Origin of the sequence: Heyndrickxia oleronia, assembly GCF_017809215.1 — a bacterium.
Taxonomy (GTDB): Bacteria; Bacillota; Bacilli; order Bacillales; family Bacillaceae_C; genus Heyndrickxia; species Heyndrickxia oleronia.
In genome coordinates, this window is record NZ_CP065424.1 from 5,002,559 (window position 1) to 5,024,154 (window position 21,596).

Annotated in this window: 20 protein-coding genes; 5 read left to right on the plus strand and 15 right to left on the minus strand. The window is 34.6% G+C overall.

Annotated features, from left to right (window positions below; genetic code table 11):
• The first annotated feature begins 70 nt into the window (after positions 1–70).
• On the plus strand, positions 71–1,585 hold the full coding sequence (locus tag I5818_RS25020) for a succinyl-CoA:acetate CoA-transferase ScpC (protein WP_078110416.1): 1,515 nt from the start codon (positions 71–73) through the stop codon (positions 1,583–1,585).
• Between the two features lie 65 nt (positions 1,586–1,650).
• Here the strand turns inward: I5818_RS25020 and I5818_RS25025 are convergent, their stop codons facing one another.
• Positions 1,651–3,033, minus strand: a complete 1,383-nt coding sequence (locus tag I5818_RS25025) for an L-cystine transporter (protein WP_058006883.1) — start codon at positions 3,031–3,033, stop codon at positions 1,651–1,653.
• A gap of 311 nt (positions 3,034–3,344) precedes the next feature.
• Here I5818_RS25025 and I5818_RS25030 point away from each other — a divergent pair, with 311 nt between their 5' ends.
• Complete coding sequence (locus I5818_RS25030) at positions 3,345–3,758, plus strand: hypothetical protein (RefSeq protein WP_071976369.1); 414 nt, start codon at positions 3,345–3,347, stop codon at positions 3,756–3,758.
• A 43-nt stretch (positions 3,759–3,801) separates the two neighbouring features.
• On the opposite strand, the gene I5818_RS25035 is transcribed toward I5818_RS25030, so the two are convergent.
• Positions 3,802–5,373 carry a bifunctional metallophosphatase/5'-nucleotidase gene (locus I5818_RS25035; protein ID WP_071976368.1) on the minus strand — a complete coding sequence of 524 codons (1,572 nt, stop codon included), beginning with the start codon at positions 5,371–5,373 and terminating at the stop codon, positions 3,802–3,804.
• A 367-nt stretch (positions 5,374–5,740) separates the two neighbouring features.
• Here I5818_RS25035 and I5818_RS25040 point away from each other — a divergent pair, with 367 nt between their 5' ends.
• Positions 5,741–6,691 carry a phosphate/phosphite/phosphonate ABC transporter substrate-binding protein gene (locus I5818_RS25040; RefSeq protein ID WP_071976367.1) on the plus strand — a complete coding sequence of 317 codons (951 nt, stop codon included), beginning with the start codon at positions 5,741–5,743 and terminating at the stop codon, positions 6,689–6,691.
• A gap of 218 nt (positions 6,692–6,909) precedes the next feature.
• Here I5818_RS25040 and phnE (I5818_RS25045) read toward each other — a convergent pair whose 3' ends face one another.
• The 6 genes from phnE (I5818_RS25045) to asnB form a co-directional block, all read right to left on the minus strand.
• Positions 6,910–7,701, minus strand: coding sequence for a phosphonate ABC transporter, permease protein PhnE (gene phnE, locus I5818_RS25045; RefSeq protein ID WP_058006887.1), 792 nt, complete (start codon positions 7,699–7,701; stop codon positions 6,910–6,912).
• Positions 7,698–8,477, minus strand: coding sequence for a phosphonate ABC transporter, permease protein PhnE (phnE, locus tag I5818_RS25050; protein ID WP_058006888.1), 780 nt, complete (start codon positions 8,475–8,477; stop codon positions 7,698–7,700). The genes phnE (I5818_RS25045) and phnE (I5818_RS25050) overlap by 4 nt, the downstream gene beginning before the upstream one ends.
• Entirely contained in the window at positions 8,474–9,247 is a 774-nt protein-coding gene (gene phnC, locus I5818_RS25055) for a phosphonate ABC transporter ATP-binding protein (RefSeq protein ID WP_058006889.1), read from the minus strand. Before phnC ends, phnE (I5818_RS25050) begins: the two co-directional genes overlap by 4 nt.
• A 632-nt stretch (positions 9,248–9,879) precedes the next feature.
• The gene (locus I5818_RS26330; RefSeq protein ID WP_260839024.1) at positions 9,880–10,011 is read right to left on the minus strand and encodes a hypothetical protein; all 132 of its coding nucleotides are present in this window, start codon (positions 10,009–10,011) and stop codon (positions 9,880–9,882) included.
• A gap of 63 nt (positions 10,012–10,074) precedes the next feature.
• The gene (locus I5818_RS25060) at positions 10,075–11,307 is read right to left on the minus strand and encodes a DEAD/DEAH box helicase (protein ID WP_071976366.1); all 1,233 of its coding nucleotides are present in this window, start codon (positions 11,305–11,307) and stop codon (positions 10,075–10,077) included.
• Positions 11,308–11,437: 130 nt separating this feature from the next.
• Positions 11,438–13,285 (minus strand): asparagine synthase (glutamine-hydrolyzing), encoded by a 1,848-nt coding sequence (asnB, locus tag I5818_RS25065; protein WP_071976365.1) that lies wholly within the window; start codon positions 13,283–13,285, stop codon positions 11,438–11,440.
• A gap of 219 nt (positions 13,286–13,504) precedes the next feature.
• Between asnB and I5818_RS25070 the strand changes: the two genes are divergently transcribed.
• Positions 13,505–14,104 (plus strand): undecaprenyl-diphosphatase, encoded by a 600-nt coding sequence (locus I5818_RS25070; protein ID WP_058006808.1) that lies wholly within the window; start codon positions 13,505–13,507, stop codon positions 14,102–14,104.
• A gap of 215 nt (positions 14,105–14,319) precedes the next feature.
• Here the strand turns inward: I5818_RS25070 and I5818_RS25075 are convergent, their stop codons facing one another.
• On the minus strand, positions 14,320–14,757 hold the full coding sequence (locus tag I5818_RS25075; protein ID WP_058006807.1) for a threonine/serine exporter family protein: 438 nt from the start codon (positions 14,755–14,757) through the stop codon (positions 14,320–14,322).
• A 51-nt stretch (positions 14,758–14,808) separates the two neighbouring features.
• Entirely contained in the window at positions 14,809–15,573 is a 765-nt protein-coding gene (locus I5818_RS25080) for a threonine/serine exporter family protein (protein ID WP_071976364.1), read from the minus strand.
• Positions 15,574–15,982: 409 nt separating this feature from the next.
• Here I5818_RS25080 and I5818_RS25085 point away from each other — a divergent pair, with 409 nt between their 5' ends.
• Complete coding sequence (locus I5818_RS25085) at positions 15,983–16,999, plus strand: DUF1646 family protein (protein ID WP_071976363.1); 1,017 nt, start codon at positions 15,983–15,985, stop codon at positions 16,997–16,999.
• Between the two features lie 121 nt (positions 17,000–17,120).
• On the opposite strand, the gene I5818_RS25090 is transcribed toward I5818_RS25085, so the two are convergent.
• The 5 genes from I5818_RS25090 to I5818_RS25110 form a co-directional block, all read right to left on the minus strand.
• Entirely contained in the window at positions 17,121–18,092 is a 972-nt protein-coding gene (locus tag I5818_RS25090; RefSeq protein ID WP_078111365.1) for a siderophore ABC transporter substrate-binding protein, read from the minus strand.
• Positions 18,093–18,271: 179 nt separating this feature from the next.
• Entirely contained in the window at positions 18,272–19,030 is a 759-nt protein-coding gene (locus tag I5818_RS25095) for an iron ABC transporter ATP-binding protein (RefSeq protein ID WP_209391832.1), read from the minus strand.
• On the minus strand, positions 19,027–19,974 hold the full coding sequence (locus tag I5818_RS25100; RefSeq protein ID WP_071976360.1) for an iron chelate uptake ABC transporter family permease subunit: 948 nt from the start codon (positions 19,972–19,974) through the stop codon (positions 19,027–19,029). The genes I5818_RS25095 and I5818_RS25100 overlap by 4 nt, the downstream gene beginning before the upstream one ends.
• Positions 19,967–20,917, minus strand: a complete 951-nt coding sequence (locus I5818_RS25105; protein WP_058006801.1) for an ABC transporter permease — start codon at positions 20,915–20,917, stop codon at positions 19,967–19,969. Before I5818_RS25105 ends, I5818_RS25100 begins: the two co-directional genes overlap by 8 nt.
• 326 nt (positions 20,918–21,243) lie before the next feature.
• Positions 21,244–21,570 carry a potassium channel family protein gene (locus I5818_RS25110; protein ID WP_078110856.1) on the minus strand — a complete coding sequence of 109 codons (327 nt, stop codon included), beginning with the start codon at positions 21,568–21,570 and terminating at the stop codon, positions 21,244–21,246.
• Positions 21,571–21,596: the final 26 nt, after the last annotated feature.

A 21,596-nucleotide genomic window follows, 5' to 3' on the forward strand; every position in this document is an offset into this window, starting at 1 on the left:
TCCATAAACTAGTGAACAGGCATTCATTGATTGATAGAATATTTCAAAAGAAATAAAAGGATGACGAGAAATGGAAATCAATATACCGAATTATATTAAAGACCCTCGCTTAATGAATCGAATTGTGTCTGCCCAAGAAGCTGCTTCATGGATAAAGGATGGAATGACATTAGGTTTAAGCGGTTTTACACGGGCTGGGGATGCCAAAGCTGTTCCAACCGCATTGATTGAACGAGCTAAAAACGAAGCAATGAAATTAAATATATATACAGGGGCATCCTTAGGCTCAGATATTGATAAATTAATGGCTGAAGCTGGCATGATTCATAAACGAATGCCTTTCCAAGCAGACAGCACGATGAGGAAGAAAATCAATCAAGGAGAAATGCTTTTTGTTGATCAGCATTTATCACATATGGCTGAAGCTATCCGCTCAGATGTATTAAATCCTATTGACTTCGCAATAGTGGAAGCGGTTTCGATTGATCAATCCGGATTCATTATCCCCTCTACTTCAGTGGGCAACTCATCTATATTTGTTGAAAAGGCAAAGCATGTCATTGTTGAAATTAATATGGCTCAACCACAAGCTTTAGAAGGTCTTCACGATATTTATGAGTTAGGGAAGCAAGGTGAAAGAGAACCCATTCTGTTAAAAAATGTAGATGATCGTATTGGATCTGTAGGAATTCCTGTTCATAGTGATAAAATAGCCGGTATTGTATTCACTCATCAAGTTGATTCAGCCTCTACGATCGTTCCACCTGATGAGGAAACACAAATCATGGCTAATCACTTAATACGTTTTTTAAAAAGCGAAGTTGAAGCTGGCAGATTAACGAATCAACTTGCACCTTTGCAATCTGGGATAGGCTCAGTAGCAAATGCAGTGCTACATGGACTACTAGAATCTGATTTTACTAATTTAGAAGTCTATTCCGAGGTACTTCAGGATGCAGTCTTTGATTTAATTGATGCTGGTAAGGTACGATTTGCCTCTTGTTGTTCCATTACATTATCATATGAAAAGATGAAACAGGTATACTCCAATCTAGATAAATATAAGAATTATTTAATTCTTAGACCACAGGAAATTTCAAACCATCCGGAAATTATCCGTCGTCTAGGACTAATATCCATAAATACAGCCCTTGAAATTGATATTTATGGAAATGTAAACTCCACCCATGTTCGAGGCACACATATGATGAATGGAATCGGTGGTTCAGGAGATTTTGCTAGAAATGCACGTTTAGCGATTTTCGTGACAAAATCCATTGCAAAAAACGGGGATATTTCAAGCATTGTTCCGTTTGTCTCACATGTCGACCATACAGAGCATGATGTTGATGTCATTGTAACCGAACAGGGCTATGCTGATTTAAGAGGATTAGCACCGATCGAGCGGGTTCCTCTCATTATCGAAAACTGTGTCCACCCATCTTATCGGGACCAGTTAATTGAATATTTTGAAGAAGCAAAGCAAAAAGGTGGACAGACACCACATATTCTAGAAAAAGCCCTTTCTTGGCACATAAATTATGAGAAAAATGGAACAATGCATCAACTAATACATGAAGTTTAGTTGTACCAACAAAAAAAGAATGCCGTCAAGTTAGTTTGAGGGCATTCTTTTTATTTTACATAATATTATGCTTCAATTGTTTTATGTTGCTGATATACTTCCTTATCAAGTTCTCCTGTTACCTTACCAGTTAATATACCTGCTGTCATACTTCCACTTACATTTAATGCTGTACGGCCCATATCAATTAATGGCTCTACTGAAATGAGCAATCCAACAATAGCAATCGGTAAGTTTAGTACAGATAACACTATTAATGCTGCAAATGTAGCACCGCCACCTACACCTGCCACACCAAATGAACTAATGGCAACAACAATAATAAGCGTCACAATAAACGATGGATCCATTGGATTAATTCCCGCTGAAGGAGCTACCATAATCGCCAGCATAGCTGGATAAATACCGGCACATCCATTTTGACCAATTGACAACCCAAATGATCCTGCAAAATTGGCAATCCCTTCAGAAACACCAAAACTGCTAGTTTGTGTTTTAATGTTTAAAGGCAGTGTTCCTGCACTTGAACGAGAGGTAAAAGCAAATGTTAAGGTTGGTAATGCCTTTCTCACATATTTGACTGGACTTAATTTGACTAGTGCAATTAAAAGTAAATGAATAATAAACATAATAATTAACGCAACATAGGAAGCAATAACAAACTTTCCAAGCTTAGCAATTGCTCCATAATCACTTGTCGCCGTTACCTTCGTAATTAATGCTAAAACCCCATATGGAGTTAATCGAAGGATCAAGGTAACAATCCTCATAATAATGGCATAAATAGTATCTATTATTTTTGCAAAAAACTCACCATGCTCTGGATCTTTACGTTTTACACCTAGAAAGGCAATTCCTACAAATGCTGCAAAAATAACGACGGCAATTGTAGAAGTTGGACGAGCACCTGTTAGATCTTGAAATGGGTTACTTGGGAATAATTCTATAATTTGTTGTGGAATAGTCATTCCCTGAACACCAACTACTTTTTCTTGCAACTCTGCGTTTCTCGCAGCTTCAGCTTCACCTTGATTTAGATGAATTCCATCTAAATTAAAGCTTAATGCTGAGCCAATGCCAACAGCAGCAGAGATCGCTGTTGTTCCCAATAAGATTCCTATAACTAAAAAGCTTATTTTCCCAAGGTTTTTCGTAAGTTTTAATTTTGTAAAAGCACCGACAATGGAAATAAAAACAAGTGGCATAACGACCATTTGAAGTAATTTCACATAACCACTACCTACAATATTAAACCAATCTATAGTATTAATTGTTACTTTCGACGTCGTACCATAAATCAAGTGAATGATAAAACCAAAAATAAGTCCTAGACCTAATCCAGCGAATACACGTTTTGAAAAGGAAACATGCTTCTTTTGCATAATAAAAAGGCCGAAGATTAAAAGTAACAAAACAACAATATTAATAATAACAAGAAAAGTGTTCACTTTTATCCCCCTTAAAATAAAATAGCGCTGTTAAACAGTATTGTTGATTTTCTTTCCTCAAATTGGTTAAGTTAACCAGCAACATCGTTCTTAACAAAGCCAATTGTTTTTTTATTGCAAGCAAAACTATATTATAATTAATCCAATCAGTCAAGTAGGAATTACTTTAATCTATGTTTTTTTATCATATGTATTCACCCACTATTCATACACTAAAGAAAAGTTTCTCTAGTTAAATAACGAAACTAAAAATCCTTTAAATTCGTACATATAATAAACAACGAAATTTTTTTAAATAAAGGAGGATAAACATGCATTCCGTTTATTATTTTGTGTTCGCCGTACTCATTGCGGTGATCGGAATTTCTGTTAATTTTAAATTCCATATCGATAAGATGAAGGATAATCCAGCTGATCAAGGAAAAATACAAACGAAATTTTTTATAGCAAATGCCATCATTGAAATTATTCCAATTATTTTAGTGGTATTCGGTTTTATGAATACACGCCCAGTATCTAGTACAGCTGATTTACTGATTCCTATCGCTATAACCATTATCGCAACATTATTTGGTGTACTATTCATTTTTTTGCAATCAAAAGTCGATGTGACCGAGGAGATAAAAGCATTCATTCGCTCCTTTACATTTATTGGCCTCATGATGATTTTGGCTTTTCCTATTATTGCGATCATCGCGATGTTGCTTATGTTGAACATGGCATAAAAAAAAGAAAGCTGCAACTGGGCAGCCTCCTTTCATTTATATCTTAATAAATAACTTTCCAATTATGATTAACTGTTGCTGTAACGACTTTCTTTTCTAAAATATAATTAGCAATAAGTTCTGATACATCCGTAGGAATATCTTTAATGACAGGTTTATCTTTATACATAAAGTATTCTCCCCCACCACCAGCTCGATAATTGTTCATAACAACATCATATTCTTGATTAGGGTCTACCGGGGCTCCTTTGAATTCAAGTTTCACGATTCGCTCTCCAACAGGCTTACGAATATCAATAACATACTCTATGCCTTCCCACATATCATAGTTAAAATGCTGTGGCTTTGGCGTAGTAAATGCAGGATTCACCTCAACCTCTCCACCATCATACTGTTTAAAGTACGATGCCGAACGCTCTAAAGCTTCTTTCATATCAGCTCCAGAAATACGAATGACCTTTAATGTATTAGGATAGATGTAATTCGAAACAACATCCCTCATTGTCACATTCTCTGTAAGTCCAGGAGACTGATTATCAAATAAAGCGGTATTAGATATCTCTACATCAGCAACATCCATCTGTACATGATTAAAGAATTCAATCAATGCATTGTCTCCCATTCTAATTTCCATTGGATTATTCACAACCATATCTCCTTCAATTTTACCAATTGGTTGGTCCAACCATTCCTGGGTTGCTTGTTCATATTCTCTTACTTGATCGAGCAAATCCAAATCAGCTTGAACACCGATCACTGGAAGTAATGCAGAAGTCTTTTTAACGATCTTCCATATCCCTTCCTGATTTTCAAGCTGCAGAGAAACCTTTCCTAAAGCTATCCCATTATTTCCCGGCTGCACTATGATCACACCATTTATCATTTGGTCTTCAATTTGTCGATGCTGATGGCCAGTTAATAAGACATCGATGCCTTCAACCTCCTGACAAATTTGATACCCTTGATTCTCCCCAGTTAACGTTTCAGTCGGTTCTCCTGTTTCTAAATCACGCTCAAATCCTCCATGATAAGACACAATCACAATATCTACATCCAACTCTTCACGGAGATATTTCACCCACTTCTTTGCTTCTTCCACAGGATTCACAAAATCGATGCCTTCAATATTTTCCGGTTGCTCCCAATTTGGAATATATGGTGTTGTTAATCCTAAGATTCCTACCTTCACACCATTAACATCCTTTATTAAGTACGGACAACCATAATAAGGCTCCCCTGTTTCTTTATTCATAATATTAGCTGATAACCAAGGAAAGTTTGATTCATTCACAGCTGATCCAAGAACTTCCTTTCCATAATTAAATTCATGATTACCAAAGACAGCTGCATCATATCGTAATTCATTCGCTAAAAGAACCATTGGATTAGGACGTTCATGATTAATTCTGGCATAATGATAAGTTAAAGGTGTGCCTTGGATTAAATCTCCATTATCAATTAGAATTGTATTTTCATTCTTTTGTCTTTCCTGTTTAATTAATGAAGCAATCTTACCAAGCCCTACATCTGCTTCTTTATTTGTCCCATAATTTATCGGAAAGATGCTACCATGTACATCACTAGTTTCAAGTATCGTTATATTCATCTTTTTCATTTTTACCCATCCTTATATCATTAGCTGTTTTTTTATATGTATTTCTTATATCTTTTTACGTCCTTTTAGGTAAAAACAAGTTAAAAAAAGGACCTAATTCTTACTCTTTATTATAAACTAAAAATATGAACTCTCTCTACCATATAGTAATTGAGGAACAACCCCTAATTATTTCAGAATTATTAATATTCTAGGAAACCTTTACAAAAAATCCATATTTTTTTACATCAATTTAATACTACTATAACAATAGACATTGTTCTTCAAAAAATTTAATAGAAATGCAATTTTCTTATTTCCTTTATATTAAAAATATTATATGCTTAAAGCGTATTCAAAAAAACTTTTTACATTCGGAGGTACATGTATGCTTAAAAAATTTGCTGCATTATTCCTCGCACTTGGTGTAGTTGCCATTGTAATGGCTGGCTGCGGCAAAGGCGATGACGAAGCAAAGAATGGCGACAAAAAATCAGATAGCAAAAATTATGTTCCAAAAGAACTAACAATTGGTTTCGTACCATCTCAAAATGCTGAGACATTAGAAGCAAAAGCAAAACCTTTAGCAGACCTACTAGAAAAAGAACTTGATATCCCTGTTAAAGTTCAAGTAACAACTGACTACAATGGTGTAGTTGAAGCAATGGGTTCTAAACAACTTGACCTTGGTTTCCTACCACCTACTGACTATGTATTAGCACACGAAAAAGGCTATGCAGATGTATTACTTCAAGCATTACGTTATGCAGTTGATCCTGAAACAGGAAAAAATACGGATGAATTAGTAGATTACTACTTATCTGGAATTCTTGTAAAAAATGACTCTGGTATTAATAGCATTAAAGACTTAAAAGGCAAAACAATCGGCTGGCAAGCTCCAACTTCTTCAGCAGGATATGTATGGCCAGCTGTTGAAATGAAGAAAGACGGCGTTGACGCACAAAAAGATGTAACAGGCATTCAGCTTCAAGGACATGATAAAGGCGTTCAAGGTGTCCTAAGTGGAGATGTTGATGCTGCAGCATTATTCGTTGATGCACGTAATATCGTTGAAAAAGAATATCCAAATGTTTATAAAGATACACACTATCTATTCACAACAGATAAAATTCCAAATGATACAATCAGTGTTCGCCCTGATATGGATCAAGCATGGAAAGATAAAATTGCAGATGCATTCGTAAAAATTGGTGAAGATGAAAAGGGTAAAGAAATTATCCAAGCAATCTATTCACATGTTGGCTATAAAAAATCTGACGACTCTAACTTTGATGTAGTTCGTGATTACACTAAAAAGATTGCAGAAGTCGGTAAATAATAAAAAAGAAGAAGCGTCATATTGGCGCTTCTTCTTTTTTATACATAATATTTAGCAAACCTATTATCTCCAAAATAAAAGCAGAAGAGAACTCTTTTGCACCGAATCAACATAAAATCTCGAAGAGTTAGAATGAGACCGACAGAAACAGCCCAATTTATACTTAGTTAATTATAAAAAAAGAACGCTGATAGCCAGCGTCCCTTCCTTTAAATTTATTAAACTAAACGTTTACGAATTGCAGCAGAAATTAAGTCAATAATTGTTACCATGACAATGATTCCGTATAATATAATCCCTACACGATCCCATGAGTGACCATTCAATGCAAAGATTAATGGGGCACCAATTCCCCCCGCTCCTACGATACCGAGAATAGTTGCTGAACGTACACTAATTTCAAATCGATATAATGTGTAGGACATGAACGCTGGCATTACCTCCGGAATAATCGCAAACCATAAAACTTGTAGCTTATTCGCTCCAGAAGCGATTAAAGCCTCTCTTGCACTAAATTCAGTATTCTCAATCGACTCACCAAATAGCTTCCCTAACATACCGATTGAATGAAATCCTAAAGCAAGAATGCCGGCAAATGGTCCTAAACCAACAGACTTAATAAATAATAATGCCATGATTAGCTCTGGAAATACACGAATACAGCTTAATATGATTTTCCCAAGACTTGAAATAGCTCTATTCTTACTCATATTTCTTGCTGACCAAAACGCGAATGGTACACAAAGTATAGCTGAGATAAATGTCCCTAATACAGCAATCGCTAATGTTTCAAGTAAGGTACGAAGTAAATCCTCTCCTGCTGGATCATAGATATAATCCCAATCAGGATGAAGAAATCCATGAAAAATTGCTTTAAGTGCTTGAATAGCTGAATCCTTTAATACCATCGACGGGGCACCTGCAAATGCCCATACGTAGATGGCAATAACAATGACAAAAATGGCCCAATTTCTTATTCGTTTACTTAGTGGTTTTTTTATTTGACTCATAGTAATTTCTCCCGAATCTTATTACTTATCGCATCAACAATGAGAACCACGATAAAGGTATAAATAATAATCGATAATACGCGATCGTATTGGAAAAATCCTAAAGCATTATTAAGGAATAAACCAATACCCCCTGCTCCTACATATCCGAGAATAGCTGCGGCACGAATATTAATTTCAAAGCTATATAAGAAAAATGACATATAATGAGCAAGAACCTGAGGAATGACACCAAAGAAAATCCATTGGATCTTGTTTGCTCCTACAGCCGTCATTGCTTCTAATGGGCCCGGATCAATCGCCTCAATTGCTTCATAAAAAAGTTTCGCTATAATACCAAAGGAAAATACAGAAATTGCTAGAATACCAGGGATTTCACCGATTCCAAAAATAGGAACAAACAGAGCGGCTAATAATAGCTCTGGGATTGTACGGATAAGATTCATGATAAATCTTGCAATCTGATAAATAACAGGAATTCGTACTACATTACTGGATGATAGTAATGCAACTGGGATCGCAACAATTCCACCAAAGGTTGTACCTAGAACAGCCATTCGAATCGTAGCAAGCATTGGCTCTGTGATTGATTTGAAATAGCTCCAATCTGGAGGAAACATTTCCTCTAGAAGTGTCCCCATGTTTGGCAGACCAGCCCACAGCTTTTGAAATGATACCTCAGTATTTAATGCACTCGCCCATAAAATAACAATAATTAGGATGAGCGTGACGATACCTTTCATTCTAGACGGTTTTTTCACCTTTACTGAACTCATTGATCTGTCTCTCCTAGCATCTCATCTTTCTTAATCTCGCGACCATAGATTTGAGAGAAAACCTCATCAGTAGCTTCTTCAACAGGACCATCATATACGACTTCTCCAGCGCGTATACCTATAATACGAGTAGCATATTGACGAGCTAAGTCAACGAAGTGCAAGTTTACAATCGTTGTTATCCCTAATTCTTGATTAATTCGTTTTAAATCATCCATTACTTGTCTAGTAGTAAAAGGATCAAGTGACGCTACAGGCTCATCCGCTAGAATAATCTTGGCTTCTTGTGCTAATGCACGAGCAATAGATACACGTTGTTGTTGTCCTCCAGATAGCTCATCCGCGCGTGAATACGCTTTCTCTTTAATATTCACACGATCAAGTGCATTGATGGCTAGTTCAACATCCTCTTTTGGAAACATGCCTAATAGAGTTCGTACTGTTGAATGATAAGCTACTCGACCTGATAATACATTACGCAAAACGGAAGAACGTTTTACAAGATTGAAGTTTTGGAAAATCATACCAATGTCACGTCGGATATGGCGAAGGGACTTTCCTTTTGCTGCAGTAATTGATTTACCATCAATTAAAATTTCACCTTCTGTAATTTCATGAAGACGGTTAATAGAACGAAGAAGCGTTGATTTACCAGCACCTGATAACCCAACAATAACAACAAAATCGCCTTTATTAATGGTAAGGTTTACATTTTTCAGGCCTTTCGTCCCATTAGGGTAAACTTTAGATACATTTTTAAATTCTATCATTTTTAAATTATTTCCCCTTTTGGATTATTTTCTTATACAGCAAAAGTAAAAATAGACTGTCAATTTAGGAAATACTTAAGCAAAAAAATTGGACAAAAAATAATCTTACAACATCTTTTTTTTACCAGTAAACTCGCTTAAACTCATTACAGTTTACTTTTTTACAAAACTTTTTCTTTCCACTCTAAAAGTAGAAAAATATAATTCTCATGAACTTATCTCCTTTAACATACCAAATGATTTGCTATGCTAAAAAAGGAATATACCCTACTTTTCTATTATACATAAAAATGTACATGGACAATTCTGAAAATGTGAGAAATAACAAGGTAAATACAACCAAGGAGATAATAGAAGCATTTCTGTTGAATATTTTAAAGCTTCAAAAATTTGTAAAAAAACAACCTTTTTGCAATGATTTTTCTAGTCTTCTATTCTTACTTTAAGATATAATAAAGTTTTGGGAGAATTTAGAAGGTTCTCTCCCATTATTCATTATCTACTAAAATTGACCTAGATTCAACATTAATTTTAGACAAATATAGATAAATTTTTTGTTTTAAATTAACAAATTCCCTATGTAATAAGTTCAGCATCCATTAAATTAAAAAGGTAGGCAAATGCCTACCGCTTTACTGTTTCTTTTTTGTTTTTCCTTTTTTATCTGTATGGAATTCGACCAATTCCTCACTAATTTCATTGTGATTTTTCACATTATTATTTCTTTGAGCATTAGCATTCCCACGTTTTGTTCTTCCCATCATATCCATCTCCTTTTTATATATTACAATGATAGTTTGAATAAACGTAGAGATATTATGCAAACTCTATCTTCTTCTTTTTGACTTTCTTGTGTTTAAAGCTGGTTTTTCAGATTTACGGTAACTTTTCTGAGGCTTCTTCTTTGTTTTTATTTCCGTTGAATTCATTTCTGATTGGTTATTAGGCAATTGGATATTTATCCTATCTAATTTCTGACGTATTCCTTTTTCAATCATCTCGAGGTAGGAGCGATCCTTTGGAGCCACAAATGTGAACGCCATTCCTTTCCCGCCTGCTCTACCAGTTCTTCCAATTCGATGAATATAACTTTCTACATCTTGAGGAATATCATAATTAAACACATGTGTAACGCCTTCAACATCTATTCCTCTTGCAGCGACATCTGTTGCAACTAAATATTGTATTTTCGCCTCTCGAAAGCTCTTCATCACTTTTTCCCGCTTTGCTTGCGATAAATCACCATGGAGCTCTTCTGTATTATAGCCATATCCTTTTAAAGCATCAGTTAATGTACTTACCCTTCTCTTTGTTCTACAAAAAATAATTGCTAAAAAAGGACGGTGCTCATCCATCATTATACGAAGGCTTGCTTGTTTAGCACGATCCGTCGTTTCAATAACGAATTGATCAATTTTATCCAAAGTCACTTGCTTACTTTGCACCCGGATACTAATTGGATTATTCATATACTCCTTTGCAATCGAGCTCACTTGTTTCGTCATCGTTGCAGAAAAAAGCATCGTTTGTCTTTTTTTTGATAATGCAGAGATAATATCCTCTACCTCTGGTAAGAACCCTAGATGTAACATTTGATCTGCTTCATCTAATACAAACATCGAAACAGTAGATAAATCTACCGTTCCTCTTCTTACATGATCCAGTAGTCTACCTGGTGTACTAACAATAATATGGATAGCTCCTTTTAATCGTTTTAATTGTTGCTCTACATCTTGTCCCCCATAAATGGCTAGACTATTTATCGTGTCCAGTGCAGTTGTCAATTGTTTTAATTCAGCTGTAATTTGCAAAGCAAGTTCCCTTGTAGGCGTAACAATTAAAGCTTGAACAGTAGGATTAGCCGAATCAATTCTCTCTAAAATTGGTAAAAGGAAAGCTAGTGTTTTTCCCGTTCCAGTTTGTGCTTGTGCAATCACATCACTGCCTTTTAAAAGTAATGGGATTACTTCCTCCTGTATAGCTGTTGGTTCATGTATTCCATTTGCTTTAAGCTGCTTCTGTATAATCGGTTGTACACCGATTGTTAAAAAATCTCCCATGATTGCTCCTTTTCTCTCAGTTGGCATTAAAAAATATTTACATAAAACTGTTTACTATTCATTATTATCATTTCTCATACAAAATAAAGTGATAACATCTATATCGATGTTATCACTAAATATCATAACATTATTCCTTAATATTAATTCCATATTTATCAAACCAGTAGTGTATTTGTGCTAAATACGCAAGTAATTGAGGTCCTGTCATTAATTGGCCAAACCATGGTACTTGAAACGCCCTTCCTTCTGTTTCAACAATTTCCTTTAATCGGTCTGCCTTTAACATTTCATATAAAATTGAATTTTTATCCCCTAAAATATCATTTAGCCATTGCTTAACAACCTTTGTATATACTGGATGATGGGTTTTTGGATATGGACTTTTTTTACGATATAAAACTTCAGCAGGTAAAATATTTTCTAATGCTTTTCGCAGTAAACCTTTTTCACGATTCCCATACATTTTCATCTCCCAAGGGATATTCCAAACATATTCCACTAATCGATGATCAGCAAACGGAACACGTACCTCTAAACTTGCCCCCATACTCATTCGATCTTTTCTATCTAGTAATGTAGTCATAAACCAAATCATATTTATATAAAACAATTGGCGTCTCTTCGCCTCTAAAAGTGACTCTCCTTCAAGAATTGGTGTTTCTTGGACAGTCTCTTCATATTTTGTTAAAACGTAATCTTCGATATTTAGCTTTTTACTCCAACCATCTTTTAGCAAACCGACTCGTTCGTCAATCGAACGCATCCACGGAAATCCATTCCTAGCTAAATCCTCTTCTCGATAAAACCATGGGTAGCCTCCGAAAATCTCATCTGCACACTCTCCTGATAAACTTACAACAAAATCTTTTTTGATCTCTTTACAAAACCATAACAGAGAGGAATCCACATCTGCCATTCCAGGAGTGTCTCGAACTAAAACTGCCTCCTTTAAATACTCAGCTAGCTCTTCCTGCCCTATAATACTTGAATGATGAATAGTTCCAAAGCTTTGTGTCATTTTCTCAATCCAATAAGAATCTGCATTTGGCTGAAATTCATTTGCCTTAAAATACTGATCATTTCCTTCATAATCGATAGAGAATGTGTGCAACGGACCTTCATTATTTTCCTTGAAGTGGTTTGCCGCTATAGCTGTGATGGCGCTGGAGTCGACTCCTCCTGATAAAAACGTACAAATTGGAACATCCGATACTAGCTGCCTTGTTACAGCATCTTTAAATAAATAGTTAATTTTTTCAGCTGTTTCCTCTAATGAATCAAGATGCCTTTCACTCTTAACATTCCAATACCTCCACTGTCTCATTCCGTTCTTTGAGAAGGTCAATGCGAATGCAGGCCTTAACTCATTAATTCCTTGAAAGATTCCATGTCCTGGTGTTCTCGATGGTCCTAGCCCAAATATTTCAGATAGTCCATCTCTTCCAAGCTCTGGTTTAACTTCTGGATGAGCTAATATTGCCTTTAATTCTGATCCAAATAATAATCCACCATTATGCTCCCTATAAAAAAGTGGTTTTACCCCCAACCGATCTCTCGCTGCAAATAATTGCTGCTTCTTTTCGTCCCAAATTGCAAAAGCAAATATCCCATTAAAATGATGGATACAATCCTCTTCCCACTCCATATAGGCAGATAACAAAACTTCCGTATCTGAATGTCCTTGAAATCGATATCCCTTGCTTAGAAGTTCCTTACGAATGTCTTCCGTGTTATATAGCTCGCCATTATAACAAAGTGTATAAGTATAGTCTTCCTTCTTTCGAGACATTGGTTGAACACCACATAAAGGATCCACTACTACTAATCGCTTATGACCGAAAGCAGCATTCCTTGTTAACCAAATATTTGTATCATCAGGTCCACGCTTTGATAATGTCTCTGTCATCATTTGAATAGTATCCTGCTTATTTAATAAATTTGTCTTATAGTCAATCCATCCAGTTATTCCGCACATCTAAAGCATCTCCTCCATCCAAGATCTAAAAAACTGATACTTATTATATGTGCGAATGCCTATTCGTTGAGTTGTCCATAAAATATTTGAGGTGTTTTCCTTACAAGGATGTAAGGAAATTGTAATAGAATAAGGTAGTTATATAACAGCAGTTTGTTATATAATACAAACATTGATGATTTTTTGATCATTGATAGTTTTGAATTAGGAGGAAGAATATTGTCGTTTTCCGAATTAAATATTGATGCTTTCCGAATGATCAATAATTTAGGAAAGGATTATTCATTTTTAAATCCTGTTGTCATCTTTATTGCAGAGTATCTGCTATATTTTTTGTTTCTTGCAATGATTCTTCATTGGTTTACCCGAAACAAAAAAAATAGAATGATGGTTATTCAATCTGTGGTAACAGTTATTCTTGCTGAGATTATCGGGAAAATTGCTGGCCAATTTTATTCCCATCACCAACCGTTCGCCGTACTTCCAAATGTTAGTCAACTTATTGAACATGGAATAGATAATTCTTTTCCAAGTGATCACTCTATCATCTTCTTCTCGATTTGCTTTTCCTTTTGGCTCGTTCGAAAAAAAGAATGGTGGTTATGGATTACACTTGCGATTTTAGTAGCTATCTCTCGAGTATGGGTAGGGGTTCATTATCCAGTAGATGTAATGACTGGTGCCATAATAGGGATTATTTCAGCACTATTTGCGTATTGGCTTGTTCCAAAAATCTCCCTAATCACAAAAATACTAAAAGGCTATGAGAGAATTGAACAGAGAATTCTCCCTTCTAAAAATAAGACAGAAAATTTTTAAGAGGTTATCTAGGTAACCTCTTTTTTATTGACTCTTTTCTCAAACATTGTTGCTATTTAAATAAAGTTATAACTAATACAACTAGGGATCGCTACACGTTTCATTTCACTGAGAAAAGAGCTGCGATCTCAAGCTAGAATCCTTTATGGGGAGTAAAAGCCGGTAGTTAGGCTTTTACATAAGCAACAAACTATACGAAAACAGCCTTTTTATTTCTATGTTGTTTTCTTTTGCCAAACACTTTTGATCATTTGATTGATAACCTCTGCAAACACAATACCAATAGCAATTGCACCGGATATCATAAATGCTTTAGCTGCTAGTTGAAGTGCCGTATTATAATCATTAGCGACAAAATGGCGCATGGCATCATAGGACATTCCACCCGGAACAAGCGGAATAATTCCAGACACACTAAAAATAATAATCGGTGCTTTATATATCTTGGCAAAAACTTGACTGATTACAGCAATGACAAAGGCTGCCACTAAACTTGCTACTGCAGCATTTGCATAGGATGACATAAGTAAAATATATACAAACCAACCCAACATACCAACGAGGCCGCATAAAAATAGCTTTTTCCTCGGTATATTAAAGATAATCCCAAACGCACCCGTTGCTATTAAGCTAGTGATAAGTTGTTCAATCATGAAACTCATATTCCTTTCCTACCGATTCCATTTTAGCGCTTACGCTTTTCCCTATATCATTGAAAAGAGTGATATTACTACAGCGATTCCGGTTCCTATAGCGAAGGCGGTTAAAAACGCTTCAGCACCCTTTGATATTCCAGATACAAGATGACCAGCCATTAAATCACGAACGGCATTCGTAATAAGTAATCCTGGAACAAGAGGCATAACTGATCCAATAATAATTTTATCTAGTTCATTACCAATGCCCAGCTTTACAAAAGTTATAGCCATTAATCCGATGATAAGCGAGGAGAGACACTCCGAAAAAAATTTCACCTTTACAATTCGATGTAAATAAATTAGACCAGTAAATCCTAAGCCACCAGTTATAACCGATGGAAGAAAATCACCCCAACCACCATTAAACATGATCATAAAGCATCCACTAGCGATAGCTGCAGCTGTGATTTGAATCCAAATAGGGTAAGCAAAATTTGTTTTTTCTATTATTTTCAATTCATCCCATGCTTCATTTAATGATATCTCTCTACCTGTTAACTTTCTGGAAATACTATTTACAATCGTTACCTTTTTTAAATCCGTGGATCGTTCCGATACACGAACAAGCTTCGTAGGCTCTGATCCATCAATAGAAAATATAATCCCTGTTGGCGTTACAAAACTATGTGTGTGCAATATGCCAAACGATTCAGCGATCCTTGTCATCGTATCCTCCACTCGATACGTTTCAGCACCACTCTGAAGCATAATCTTCCCTGCAAGCAAACATGTTTCTACCACTTTATATGTTAGAGCTGATTGATTTTCCATTTATAATCTCCATTTATTCAGTATAAATATCCTATATCTTATCATAAAGTTTTAAAAAAGCGTTGTTCTTTACAAGAATTTAATCTTTTCTATTTCTTTACACTTTTATTTAAATTTAATGAATATAATTTTGCATACATACCTATGAATATTGTTTCTTTTCGAAGAAACAATAACCTTTGTAAAAATAAATATATAGGATTAGAGCCGAAGTTAATCGGCTTTTATTATTTTTTATACCTTAAAAAGGTCTTACAAACAGTCCTCTTGTTATTTTTATAATGATTGAAAAGTCAATGAATTGTGTCAATTTTATTGAAGTTATTTTTCTTTCTATTTATACTAAAATAATAAGAGTGTTGTTATTAATGAATAACATCATTAAATCTATGTGAAAAGGAACGTTTCTATGCTACTAGGATTAATCATTATTTTACTATGTGTTTTACTATTACCATTTTCTATTAAGTTTGTAGAGCATAATTTGGAAATCTTTTTATTCATAATGGGACTAGCTGCTGTATTAGTCAGTGGGGTACTAGATAGACCTTTAATAATGAAGGCATTAGAGGATCCCATTAAGATTACTTTAGCAGTCTTCATTGCAGGATTATTATTCAAATGGCTACAGCGACCACTTGAGAAGATCATTCAAGGCATCAGTCGTGCAGTTCCATATCCACTGTTTTTCGCCTTGATTGTCATTCTATTGGGTCTCATTTCGAGTATTATCACTGCAATAATTGCTGCACTCATATTGGTATTAATTGTTAGTGTTCTTCGTCTAGATCGAAAGTCAGAACTTCGCCTAGTTGTCTTAGCCTGTTTCTCCATTGGGTTAGGGGCTGCTTTAACACCCATTGGTGAGCCTTTATCTACACTTGCAATTAGTAAGCTACATGCGGACTTCTTCTATTTAATTCATTTAATTGGACCGGAAGTGATATCTGCTGTTGTTATCTTTGGACTATTAGCTGCGATTTTAGTAAAGCCGAAAAATGATGAGAACGGACTGAAGAGTGATCAGTCGGCTGAAGGATATGGTGAAATAATTATTCGAGCACTAAAGATCTATCTCTTTGTAATGGGGCTCACGCTGCTAGGGGCTGGATTTGAGCCATTAATCAAAGAGTACTTACTAGATTTAAGTCCATTCGTCTTATATTGGATTAATATGATCTCGGCAATATTGGATAATGCTACATTAGCTGCAGCTGAAATTAGCCCTGCAATGGATGGTGCAACGATTAAAGCAATTCTACTCGGACTCCTAATAAGTGGTGGAATTCTTGTACCGGGAAATATACCAAATATTATTGCAGCTGGAAAATTAAAAATATCTAGTAAAGAGTGGGCAAAGTTCGGAATTCCAGTAGGGTTAAGTGCCATGGTTATTTATTTTATTGTGCTTTTTCTTATTAGCTAGGGCTCTTTTCAACAGCTTTGTTTTTATTTTTAATAATCACCTTTTATTCACCTATTTGAAAAGACTAAACGAAAAAAAGGGGAATGGAGTATCTTATTAGATCATCCATTCCCTTTTTCATTTATTCTAATCCTTTTGCTGCTTCTTTTACCATCTCTGATACAGACTCTAAGCCTCCACCGGATAAGTACCAATAGCCAGGATCAAGGTAAACAATTTTATTATTTTTATATGCATTCGTTTTCTTGACTAAATCGTTCTCAATGACTTGTTTTGCATTATTTCCTTCGCCGACTGCTGCGTCACGGTCGATAACATATAGTATGTCAGGATTTTTTTCTGTAATAAATTCCATTGAAATATTTTGTCCATGAACAGGATCAGCCTCTAGATCCTTTGTCACAGCTTTTATACCAAAAACATCATGTATTAATCCAAATCTAGATGATGGTCCATAAGCAGTTACTTTACCACCACTTGCTAAAGTAATTAATGCTTTTGCATCACTTGCATCTGCTTTTTCTTTTAAGTCAGCAATATCTTTATCTATAGAGGCTAATTCCTTATCAGCTTGCTCTTCCTTACCAAAAATCTCTCCAATTGTCTTTACATTCTCTTTAAATGAATCCATATATTTATTAGTATCTACACCCATGAAAATAGTTGGTGCAATTTCAGAAAACTTATCATAAGAATCTTGTTGGCGTCCAGAAATGATAATTAAATCTGGCTGAATTTCATTAATTGCTTCAAAATCCGGTTCTTTTAATCCACCTACATTGCTATATTTAGAATCCTTGTAAGCATCTAAATAAGATGGAAGATTTTTTTGTGGAACACCTACTACAGAATCACTAAGACCTAATTTATCTAATGTATCTAAAGTACCCATATCAAAAACTACTACTTTTTTAGGATTTTTCTGTACTGGTGTTTCTCCAAGCTGATGTTTAATTGTTAATACCTCAGATTTACTTTCTGACTTGCCTTCTGATTTTGAACCAGATGTGTTGTCATCTTTAGTTGTTCCACATGCAACTGCAAATACTGCTAGTACTGCTATGATAAAAAATAAGGATAATTTCTTTTTCATGTTTACACCTCTTTTAATAGTTTTCATAATTTATAAAAATTGTAATTGAAACATTCCAAGCAAATGAAATTCATTCTCAATATGGAATATAAAAACTGAACACGAAGGCGCCATCCGTGAATTCAGTTATTAGGTTTAATTGTTACAATCACAATACTTTATCAGTAGTATATATTCCCTTATGCATAATAAACAGCAATTCTATTTTCATTTATATTTTGAATGGCTATATCCATTTCATATATATCACCGAGAATGGATGAGTCAATAATATGATCAGTAGGACCGTCTTGAATAACTTTTCCATCCTTTAATGCCACGACATGATCTGAGTAACAAGAAGCAAAGTTGATATCATGGATAACAATGACAACGGTCTTTCCTAATTCATCTGTTAGCTTTCTTAGTACTTTCATAATTTGAACAGAGTGTTTCATATCCAAATTATTCAATGGTTCATCTAATAGGATATATTCTGTGTTTTGAGCAATAACCATCGCGATATACGCACGTTGTTGTTGCCCGCCACTTAATTGATCCAAGAATTTATGTTGAATATCTTCCAATTCCATATAGGCAATCGACTCATCAACATACACCCAATCCTCTTTCGTTAGCTTCCCTTGTGAATAAGGAAAACGACCAAATGAAACCAATTCTCTAACTGTTAAGCGAATATTAATATGATTAGATTGTTTTAGAATGGACATTTTTTTCGCTAACAGATTGGATTTACATTTACTGATATCTTGACCATCAATTAAAATTTCGCCACTATCTCTCGAAATTAATCGACTCATCATTGATAACAGAGTACTTTTCCCCGCTCCATTTGGACCGATGAAGGAAGTGATCTTCCCTTTTTCTATATTCAAAGAGACATTTTCGACTACACTCTTGTTCCCGTATGTTTTTGAAACATTTCTGATCTCAATCATGCTCGACTCTCCTTTAAAAGTAGATAGATAAAATAGACTCCGCCGATAAAATTAATAATGACACTCAATGTTGTAGAGAATGTAAATACTCGCTCTACAATTAATAATCCCCCAACTAAAGCGATAATACTTATTAAGATAGAGCCAGTTATTAAGTATGAATGCTTGTAGGTTTTTAAAAATTGATAAGATACATTTGCCACGAGTAATCCCAAAAATGTAATAGGACCTATTAATGCTGTAGAGATGGAAATGAGAATCGCCACGACAATTAAGAGACGTTTGACGACGTAATCATAATCCACACCAAGATTAATAGCCTCCTCCCTACCTAATGATAGGACATCTAGGAATTTTATAAATCTAATAAAATATAGACCAATTAAAATCACCAAAACAAACGAGATTGTTAATAAATCGGTATTTATATTGTTAAAGCTTGCAAACATTCGATCTTGAACAACCATAAAATCATTCGGATCAATGATCACTTGCATAAACGATGAAAAGCTTTGAAATAATGTCCCCATTACTAGACCAACTAGTAAAAGAAAATAAATATTTCGTCCTTCTTTTTTAAACAAGAATTTATATAATAATCCTGCAAAGACGACCATTAATGCGACACAGAGAAGAAAGTTTAAGTTTTTATTCATCACAGTCGCACTGGTTGCACCAAAGACAAAAATTAAAAAAGTTTGGATTAACATGTAAAGAGAATCTAACCCGATAATACTTGGCGTTAAAATTTTATTATTCGTGATTGTTTGAAAGATGACGGTTGAAAATGCGATGGAACCACCAGTTAAGATAATTGCTAATATTTTTATGCCTCGTTTTGGCAGTACATACGCTGGAAAATTCCCCATTTCTGTAAACATAAAAATGCTCACTAAAATGACTGACACAACTGCTAGGATCAATAATTTGACTTTATTACGCATATGCCTTTCTCCTCATAAGTAAGTAAAGAAAAATACCACTTCCTATTACACCAACCGTTAATCCAATTGGAATTTCATATGGATAAATGATGATGCGGCCTAAAATGTCACAGAACAACAAGAACACGGCACCTAATAGGGCAGTTTGAGAAAGGTTTTTCTTTAAATTGTCACCGTTATAAATGGAAACAATATTTGGAACAACCAACCCAAGGAATGGAATTGTCCCTACAGTTAACAATACTGAGGTTGCAGATAATGCCACAATTACCAATCCAATATTTACAACAACCTTATAATTTAAGCCAAGATTTACAGCAAAATCTTCTCCCATACCTGCTAATGTAAATTTACCTGCAAATAAATACGCTAGGATAAGCAGAGGAATACTGATATAGATCATTTCATATCTCCCTGACATTACCATGGAGAAATCCCCCTGCAGCCATGATGATATACTCTGTATCAAATCATGCTTATAAGCAAAAAACGTGGTAATCGAGCTAATAATATTCCCGAACATTAAACCAACAAGTGGAATAAAGATGGCATCCTTGAACTTAATTTTATCTAGAACCTTCATAAACACGAATGTTCCTATAAGTGCAAATAAAGAAGCTAACACCATTTTTTCCAGCATACTGGCTGACGAGAAAATAATTAAGGAAACAAGAATCCCTAATCTCGCAGAATCCATCGTTCCAGCAGTCGTTGGTGATACAAACTTATTCCGGGATAACTGCTGCATAATCAAACCACATATACTCATACTAGCTCCAGCTAATATCAAACTAACTAATCTTGGCAATCTGCTAATAAGCAAAATGTCTTTTTGTTCATCAGTAAGATGAAAAATATCAAGTGGTGTAATATTTTGAACACCTACAAATAATGAAATAATTGATAGAACAATAAACATGAGTATTAAAACTACTTTTTTCATAGAAAACCTAACTTCCCTTTAGCTGGCTATGATATATGTACCTTGAATTCTATGACAATGAGATTCATTATCATTTAATTTTATAAAAAATAACCGATAAACGGAAACCAAACAGAATACTTTATTTAAAACTATGCACCATTTATCAATGATATTCATTATCATTTGCATTTTTATTTTATCAGTTTAAATCTCCCTGTCAATCCGTTTCCATAAAATTATATGCTAGTATTTTTGAATTTCACAAAATTGTCTATTCTGGCTTTAATAATACGATATAAGTAGAGAAACAATAAAAAACTCCTATTTCATGACCACGATCTTTTTTAGTCATTTTTGCTTTTTATAATTCCTCTCCCAATCCGTACAATTAATCCGAAAAAGAGTCCAATTCCAGCTAATATATAGATCATTGTAAAAATCTTTCCGAAAACTGTTTCTGGGACAAAATCAGGATGACCAATCGTACTTAAGGTTACAAAGCAGAAATAGAGTGAGTCGATAACACTTAAAGCTTCTACTTTCGTATAAAAAATAGTACCAGAAAGAAGGATAGCTATAATTAATACAAATATAACTTGAAATTCCTTCTCCTTAAATGAATGAAATAATCCATGAAAAAGTCTTTTCAACGTGAGTAAAAAAGAAACCACTAGAGTCCCCCCTTGATGTATATTTC

Excerpts from the sequence above, each read along its gene's own strand:
- I5818_RS25020 (WP_078110416.1), top strand. The coding sequence starts at position 71 with ATGGAAATCAATATACCGAATTATATTAAAGACCCTCGCTTAATGAAT.
- I5818_RS25030 (WP_071976369.1), top strand. The coding sequence starts at position 3,345 with ATGCATTCCGTTTATTATTTTGTGTTCGCCGTACTCATTGCGGTGATC.
- I5818_RS25035 (WP_071976368.1), bottom strand. The coding sequence starts at position 5,373 with ATGAAAAAGATGAATATAACGATACTTGAAACTAGTGATGTACATGGT.
- I5818_RS25040 (WP_071976367.1), top strand. The coding sequence starts at position 5,741 with ATGCTTAAAAAATTTGCTGCATTATTCCTCGCACTTGGTGTAGTTGCC.
- phnE (WP_058006887.1), bottom strand. The coding sequence starts at position 7,701 with ATGAGTCAAATAAAAAAACCACTAAGTAAACGAATAAGAAATTGGGCC.
- phnE (WP_058006888.1), bottom strand. The coding sequence starts at position 8,477 with ATGAGTTCAGTAAAGGTGAAAAAACCGTCTAGAATGAAAGGTATCGTC.
- phnC (WP_058006889.1), bottom strand. The coding sequence starts at position 9,247 with ATGATAGAATTTAAAAATGTATCTAAAGTTTACCCTAATGGGACGAAA.
- I5818_RS26330 (WP_260839024.1), bottom strand. The coding sequence starts at position 10,011 with ATGATGGGAAGAACAAAACGTGGGAATGCTAATGCTCAAAGAAATAAT.
- I5818_RS25060 (WP_071976366.1), bottom strand. The coding sequence starts at position 11,307 with ATGGGAGATTTTTTAACAATCGGTGTACAACCGATTATACAGAAGCAG.
- asnB (WP_071976365.1), bottom strand. The coding sequence starts at position 13,285 with ATGTGCGGAATAACTGGATGGATTGACTATAAGACAAATTTATTAAAT.
- I5818_RS25075 (WP_058006807.1), bottom strand. The coding sequence starts at position 14,757 with ATGATTGAACAACTTATCACTAGCTTAATAGCAACGGGTGCGTTTGGG.
- I5818_RS25080 (WP_071976364.1), bottom strand. The coding sequence starts at position 15,573 with ATGGAAAATCAATCAGCTCTAACATATAAAGTGGTAGAAACATGTTTG.
- I5818_RS25085 (WP_071976363.1), top strand. The coding sequence starts at position 15,983 with ATGCTACTAGGATTAATCATTATTTTACTATGTGTTTTACTATTACCA.
- I5818_RS25090 (WP_078111365.1), bottom strand. The coding sequence starts at position 18,092 with ATGAAAAAGAAATTATCCTTATTTTTTATCATAGCAGTACTAGCAGTA.
- I5818_RS25095 (WP_209391832.1), bottom strand. The coding sequence starts at position 19,030 with ATGATTGAGATCAGAAATGTTTCAAAAACATACGGGAACAAGAGTGTA.
- I5818_RS25100 (WP_071976360.1), bottom strand. The coding sequence starts at position 19,974 with ATGCGTAATAAAGTCAAATTATTGATCCTAGCAGTTGTGTCAGTCATT.
- I5818_RS25105 (WP_058006801.1), bottom strand. The coding sequence starts at position 20,917 with ATGAAAAAAGTAGTTTTAATACTCATGTTTATTGTTCTATCAATTATT.